Here is a 7,276-nt window from a genome sequence, read left to right as displayed (position 1 = left end):
GTCAGTAACCATACTTTAAATAAGGGAATGCGCATGCTGTTGAAAACGTCTCGACGAACTTTCCTGAAGGGGTTAACCCTCTCTGGCGTAGCCGGAAGTCTTGGCGTATGGAGTTTCAATGCGCGTTCCAGTCTGAGCCTGCCAGTTGCCGCATCCCTGCAGGGTACTCAGTTTGACCTGACCATTGGTGAAACGGCCGTCAATATCACGGGCAGTGAGCGTCAGGCCAAAACAATCAATGGAGGCCTGCCGGGGCCCGTTCTTCGCTGGAAAGAAGGTGACACCATTACCCTGAAGGTCAAAAACCGTCTTAATGAACAGACGTCCATTCACTGGCACGGCATTATTCTTCCGGCCAATATGGATGGTGTTCCGGGGCTGAGTTTTATGGGCATAGAGCCTGATGATACCTACGTTTACACCTTTAAGGTTAAGCAGAACGGGACTTACTGGTACCACAGCCATTCCGGTCTGCAGGAACAGGAGGGGGTATACGGTGCCATTATCATCGATGCCAGGGAGCCAGAACCGTTTGCTTACGATCGTGAGCATGTGGTCATGTTGTCTGACTGGACCGATGAAAATCCTCACAGCCTGCTGAAAAAATTAAAAAAACAGTCGGATTACTACAATTTCAATAAACCAACCGTTGGCTCTTTTTTCCGCGACGTGAATACCAGGGGGCTGTCAGCCACCATTGCCGATCGGAAAATGTGGGCTGAAATGAAAATGAATCCGACTGACCTCGCGGATGTCAGTGGCTACACCTACACCTATCTCATGAACGGGCAGGCCCCGCTGAAAAACTGGACCGGACTGTTCCGTCCCGGTGAAAAGATACGCTTACGGTTTATCAACGGCTCGGCAATGACCTATTTCGATATCCGTATCCCCGGGCTGAAAATGACGGTCGTGGCTGCAGATGGCCAGTATGTAAACCCGGTTACCGTTGACGAATTCAGGATTGCCGTTGCCGAAACCTATGATGTCATTGTGGAGCCTCAGGGTGAGGCCTATACCATCTTCGCACAATCCATGGACAGGACCGGTTACGCTCGAGGGACACTGGCCACGAGAGAGGGGTTAAGTGCTGCCGTTCCCCCCCTCGATCCCCGTCCTCTGTTGACCATGGAAGATATGGGTATGGGGGGAATGGGACATGATATGGCAGGAATGGACCACAGCCAGATGGGAGGCATGGATAACAGCGGAGAGATGATGTCTATGGACGGTGCTGACCTTCCGGATAGCGGGACATCCTCCGCGCCCATGGATCACAGCAGCATGGCCGGTATGGATCATTCCCGGATGGCCGGAATGCCGGGTATGCAAAGTCATCCTGCGTCAGAAACGGATAACCCACTGGTTGATATGCAGGCGATGAGCGTCTCTCCGAAATTAAATGATCCGGGTATTGGTCTTCGAAATAACGGAAGAAAGGTTCTCACGTACGCGGATTTGAAAAGCCGCTTTGAGGATCCTGACGGACGTGAACCTGGCCGTACCATAGAACTGCATTTAACCGGCCACATGGAAAAGTTTGCCTGGTCATTTAACGGAATCAAGTTTTCAGATGCCGCACCGGTGCTGCTGAAATACGGTGAGCGGCTCAGGATCACGCTGATCAACGATACCATGATGACTCACCCCATTCACCTGCATGGTATGTGGAGCGATCTGGAAGATGAAAACGGTAATTTCATGGTTCGTAAACACACAATAGATGTTCCCCCTGGTACAAAACGCAGTTACAGAGTGACAGCAGATGCGCTTGGCCGCTGGGCGTATCACTGCCATTTGCTCTATCACATGGAAATGGGAATGTTTCGTGAAGTCCGGGTGGAGGAATGATGCGAATGAAGAGAAATTTGAAGGCCATACCTGTTCTGGTCGCCGGTTTGTTTACCTCACAGCTTTCTATTGCGGCGGGCTCCGTCTCTGCAGATCCCCACGCCGGGCACGACATGTCTGCCATGCAGATGCCAGCAGATGAGAATTTCACTGAGATGACGTCAATGGAGCCCATTGTAACTGAGAGCAGAACGCCAATTCCGCCTGTTACCGATGCCGACCGGAAGGCTGCATTCGGCAATTTACAGGGGCATGCGATTCACGACAGTGCGATTAATTATCTGGTTCTGCTGGATCAACTGGAATGGCAACGGTCGGATAACACCAACAATTTCAGCTGGAGTGTTAACAGCTGGATTGGAGGCGACACAGATCGGATTTGGCTAAAGAGTGAAGGTGAACGAAGCAATGGGGAAACGGAGGCGGCTGAAGCGCAGTTACTCTGGGGACATGCGGTTGGCCCATGGTGGGATTTGGTTGCGGGTGTCAGGCAGGATTTCAGACCTGCTTCTGCCCGGACCTGGGCTGCTGTCGGTTTTCAGGGGCTGGCACTCTATAATTTTGAGTCTGAAATTACGGGTTTTGTCAGTAATGGCGGAAAAGCAGCCCTTCGTCTGGGAGGAGAATACGACGTTTTACTGACTAACCGGCTCATACTCCAGCCATCCTATGAGGTGAATTTCTACAGTCAGGATGATGAATCGCGGGGTCGCGGCAGGGGACTGACTGACACAGAGCTGGGGCTCCGGCTGCGCTATGAAATACGCCGTGAGTTTGCACCCTATATAGGCGTTTCCTGGAATCAACTTTACGGGAAAACATCCGATATGGCGAAAAGAGAAGGTGAGAAAGACCATCAGGTAGTATTCCTGGCGGGAGCCAGAATCTGGTTTTAACGCACTGATATAAAACACTCAACTAAACAGGTAAATAAAATGTCGATTTTAAATAAAGCCATTCTTACAGGTGGCCTCGTTATGGGCGTTGCTTTCTCTGCTATGGCCCATCCGGAATTAAAAAGCTCTGTGCCACAGGCTGATTCAGCCGTAGCGGCCCCGGAAAAGATTCAGCTTAATTTCTCGGAAAATCTGACCGTGAAATTCTCAGGTGCAAAATTAACGATGACGGGTATGAAAGGCATGTCATCACATTCTCCGATGCCGGTCGCGGCAAAAGTGGCGCCAGGCGCTGACCCTAAATCGATGGTCATTATTCCGCGAGAGCCTTTACCCGCTGGCACTTATCGTGTTGACTGGCGCGCGGTTTCTTCAGATACGCACCCTATTACCGGTAATTACACCTTTACAGTGAAGTAATATTATGAACGACCTGATTATGATTGTTATTCGTTTTCTTCTTTATCTGGATTTGATGGTAATATTTGGATTGCCATTTTTTCAGATATATGGAATAAGTGGTGTCAGACATGAAACCTATAACCTGACTAATTTCAGGTCGTTTATAACCTTTGCTGTTGTTACAGGCATCATTCTTACTGGCATTAATATGCTCCTGGTATCTAATGCCATGAGTGGAGTAACTGACCTCAGAGAATTATCCATCCATGTTATCGAGATGGTGATAGAAGAAACTGATGTGGGTATTAGCTGGATTGTCAGGCTCTGTGCCCTGTTTACCACACTCGGTGCTTTGTTCCTTTACACTAATAAGAGAGTATTGTCCTGCCTGCTGATGACGATGAGTGGGGGCGTGGCGCTGGCTACACTTGCCTGGGGAGGACACGCCGTTATGCATGACGGTCTGCATTACTATCTCCATTTACTGAGCGATCTGACCCATCTCGGCGCTGCAGGTGCCTGGACAGGTGCTCTGGTTGCATTTGCTATCCTGCTGATGCGCAGAAACGAGCATAATGCACAGAGCGTCATTGTGATATCTGACTCCCTGGCAAAATTTGCCACGGCAGGAACGGTGATTGTTGTAGCCCTGATCCTGAGTGCGCTGGTCAACTATCTGTATATTGCTGAGGGTAACTTAACTCCCTTATTCAACAGTTCCTGGGGGAGGATATTGCTTGCCAAGACGGCTCTGTTTGTTCTGATGCTTCTTCTGGCTGCAGCAAACCGGTTTCACCTGGGTCCCCGGCTTGAAGTTATGGTCAGGGAAGGGAATTATGATCGCAGCGTTGCCCTGATGCGAAACAGCATCCTGACAGAATTCGTTGTTGCGATTATCATTCTGGGCGCCGTAGCGTGGCTCGGAATGCTTGCTCCGTCTCAGGTCAGCTAGGGGACAGCCAAAGCTCATGCGTGAGATTTTTACTTTCATATCAGCGAGTTGACCATGCAGCGTATTTTAATCGTTGAAGACGAACAAAAAACAGGTCGTTACCTGCAGCAGGGACTGGTTGAGGAAGGCTATCAGGCCGATCTCTTTAATAATGGCCGCGATGGTCTCGGGGCCGCGTCGAAGGGACAGTATGATTTGATAATACTGGACGTGATGCTGCCTTTCCTCGACGGGTGGCAAATCATCAGCGCACTGAGGGAGTCCGGGCACGAAGAACCGGTCCTGTTTTTAACCGCAAAGGACAACGTGCGGGACAAAGTGAAAGGACTGGAGCTTGGCGCAGATGACTACCTGATTAAGCCCTTTGATTTTACGGAGCTGGTTGCACGTGTAAGAACCCTACTGCGCCGGGCACGCTCGCAGGCCGCAACAGTCTGCACCATCGCCGATATGACCGTTGATATGGTGCGCCGGACCGTGATCCGTTCGGGGAAGAAGATCCATCTCACCGGTAAAGAATACGTTCTGCTTGAGTTGCTGCTGCAACGCACCGGAGAAGTGTTACCCAGGAGTCTTATCTCGTCCCTGGTCTGGAACATGAATTTTGACAGTGATACGAATGTGATTGATGTCGCCGTGAGACGTCTGAGAAGTAAAATTGATGATGACTTTGAGCCAAAACTGATCCATACCGTTCGCGGTGCCGGATATGTCCTGGAGATCAGAGAAGAGTGAGGTTCAAAATTTCCCTGACCACACGCCTGAGCCTGATTTTTTCTGCGGTGATGCTTACGGTATGGTGGTTATCAAGTTTTATCCTGATTAGCACCCTTAATGGCTATTTCGATAATCAGGACCGCGATTTTCTGACAGGTAAACTTCAGCTCACCGAAGAGTTTCTTAAAACAGAGACGTTCCGGAACAAAACGGATATTAAGTCATTATCAGAAAAAATAAACGATGCGATGGTAGGGCACAATGGTTTATTCATTTCTATAAAAAACATGGAAAATGAAAAAATTGTTGAACTCTATGCCAAAAATTCTGTTGTTCCAGCGGTCCTGCTTAATAAGTCGGGTGATATTCTCGACTATATGATCCAGACGGAAGAAAATAACACCGTGTACCGCAGTATCTCGCGGCGGGTTGCCGTGACGCCGGAACAGGGTAAAAGCAAACATGTCATCATTACGGTTGCCACGGATACTGGGTATCACACCCTGTTTATGGACAAACTCAGTACCTGGCTGTTCTGGTTCAATATCGGTCTGGTCTTTATTTCTGTTTTTCTGGGCTGGCTGACCACACGTATTGGTCTGAAACCGTTACGGGAAATGACCAGTCTGGCTTCCTCCATGACTGTACACAGCCTGGATCAGCGTCTAAATCCCGATCTGGCTCCGCCGGAAATCTCTGAGACCATGCAGGAGTTCAATAATATGTTTGATCGCCTGGAGGGGGCATTCCGGAAACTGTCAGATTTCTCGTCTGACATCGCGCATGAGCTGCGCACACCAGTCAGTAATCTGATGATGCAGACGCAGTTTGCACTGGCTAAGGAAAGGGATGTTTCGCATTACCGCGAAATTTTATTCGCTAACCTGGAAGAACTGAAAAGGTTGTCACGAATGACCAGTGACATGCTTTTTCTGGCACGTTCAGAGCATGGTCTGCTGCGGCTGGATAAACATGATGTGGATCTGGCAGCCGAACTGAATGAATTACGTGAGTTGTTCGAGCCCCTGGCAGACGAAACAGGAAAGACAATCACGGTTGAAGGAGAGGGCGTTGTTGCCGGAGACAGCGATATGCTCCGACGTGCTTTCAGTAACCTGCTTTCCAATGCAATCAAGTATTCTCCCGATAACACCTGTACAGCGATACACCTTGAGCGTGACAGTGACTGTGTGAACGTGATGATTACGAATACGATGTCCGGCCAGGTTCCCGCTAATCTGGAACGTTTGTTTGACCGGTTCTATCGCGCAGACTCATCAAGGTTCTACAACACGGAAGGCGCGGGGCTGGGATTATCAATTACAAGGTCGATCATTCATGCTCACGGCGGCGAGCTGTCAGCAGAACAGCAGGGGCGTGAAATTGTGTTCAAAGTGCGCCTGTTAATGGATTAATCCCGTTGTTCAGGAGAAACCTGGAAGGTGACAAAATTGTCATCATTCAGTCACGCGATAAACAGAGGCGGTTTTTTATAATTATTCATAAATCAGGAGCAGCGTGATAACACAATCACCTGGTTCCTGGAGTGATGATTAACCCGCCCTGAGATCAACTGCTTTCTCTGTTATAAGCCATTGATTGTTTGGGTATGTCGGCGAGCTGTCAGCAGAACAGCAGGGGCGGGAAATTGTGTTCAGTGTGCGTCTGTTAATGGATTAATACCGTTATTCAGGAGAAACCCGGAAGGTGACAAAAATGTCATCGTTCAGTCACGCGATAAACAGAGTCGGTTTTTTATAATCAGCCATAAATCAGGACAGCGTGATAATTCAATCGCCCGGTTCCTGGCGTGATGATCAACCAGCCCTGAGATCAAATGCTTTCTCTGTTATAAGCATTGATTGTTCGGGTATGAAAACACCGGAGACCCAACCATGAAAAAGATTCTCGTATCATTTGTTGCCATTATGGCTGCCGCTTCATCTGCCATGGCTGCAGAGACAATGAACATGCATGACCAGGTAAATAATGCACAGGCACCTGCCCACCAGATGCAGTCATCTGCTGAAAAAAGTGCAATTCAGGGAGACAGCATGACAATGATGGATATGAGCAGTCACGATCAGGCCGCAATGTCCCATGACATGATGCAAAACAGCAATTCTGCTGCCCACCAGGACATGGCTGAAATGCATAAAAAAATGATGAAAGCTAAACCCGGAGCTACCAACGAAACAGCAAAGTCATTTTCTGAAATGAGCGAGCATGAGAAGGCCGCAGCTGTACATGAGAAGGCGAATAATGGTCAGTCTTCCGTTGTTCACCAGCAGCAGGCTGATAAGCATCGCAGTCAGATCACCCAGAATTAACCCGCAGCTCCACTTGTTAGACCCTCATTTGACGCCGAAGTCACTGGCTTACGCTCCCGTCCGGGAGCGTTTTTTTTTCCCATATATCAAACTTTAACTGTAAGCGTGCAGCGAGAACCGTATTGACG

The 7,276-nt window shown here is 49.1% G+C and carries 7 protein-coding genes; all 7 read left to right on the top strand.

Annotated elements, in window-relative coordinates; translation table 11 throughout:
• Nucleotides 1–33: 33 nt before the first annotated feature.
• A complete protein-coding gene (gene pcoA, locus FDW88_RS07825) occupies nucleotides 34–1,851 on the top strand; it encodes a multicopper oxidase PcoA (RefSeq protein WP_000925242.1) in 1,818 nt (605 codons plus the stop codon).
• Nucleotides 1,852–1,856: 5 nt separating this feature from the next.
• Nucleotides 1,857–2,747: a copper resistance outer membrane transporter PcoB gene (gene pcoB, locus FDW88_RS07820; RefSeq protein WP_001378118.1), complete on the top strand. Its 891-nt coding sequence runs from the start codon at nucleotides 1,857–1,859 to the stop codon at nucleotides 2,745–2,747.
• Nucleotides 2,748–2,786: 39 nt separating this feature from the next.
• Complete coding sequence (gene pcoC / locus FDW88_RS07815; protein WP_000025662.1) at nucleotides 2,787–3,167, top strand: copper resistance system metallochaperone PcoC; 381 nt, start codon at nucleotides 2,787–2,789, stop codon at nucleotides 3,165–3,167.
• A 55-nt stretch (nucleotides 3,168–3,222) separates the two neighbouring features.
• On the top strand, nucleotides 3,223–4,101 hold the full coding sequence (gene pcoD / locus FDW88_RS07810; RefSeq protein WP_229692861.1) for a copper resistance inner membrane protein PcoD: 879 nt from the start codon (nucleotides 3,223–3,225) through the stop codon (nucleotides 4,099–4,101).
• A 54-nt stretch (nucleotides 4,102–4,155) separates the two neighbouring features.
• Entirely contained in the window at nucleotides 4,156–4,836 is a 681-nt protein-coding gene (gene pcoR / locus FDW88_RS07805; protein ID WP_001188930.1) for a copper response regulator transcription factor PcoR, read from the top strand.
• Nucleotides 4,833–6,233: a copper resistance membrane spanning protein PcoS gene (gene pcoS / locus FDW88_RS07800; protein WP_001211180.1), complete on the top strand. Its 1,401-nt coding sequence runs from the start codon at nucleotides 4,833–4,835 to the stop codon at nucleotides 6,231–6,233. Before pcoR ends, pcoS begins: the two co-directional genes overlap by 4 nt.
• A 480-nt stretch (nucleotides 6,234–6,713) precedes the next feature.
• Nucleotides 6,714–7,148 (top strand): copper resistance system metallochaperone PcoE, encoded by a 435-nt coding sequence (gene pcoE / locus FDW88_RS07790; protein WP_000723069.1) that lies wholly within the window; start codon nucleotides 6,714–6,716, stop codon nucleotides 7,146–7,148.
• The last annotated feature ends 128 nt before the right edge of the window (nucleotides 7,149–7,276 follow it).

The organism is Citrobacter sp. wls829 (genome assembly GCF_005280825.1).
Lineage (GTDB): Bacteria > Pseudomonadota > Gammaproteobacteria > Enterobacterales > Enterobacteriaceae > Citrobacter > Citrobacter gillenii.
This window is presented reverse-complemented; position numbering and strand designations above follow the sequence as displayed.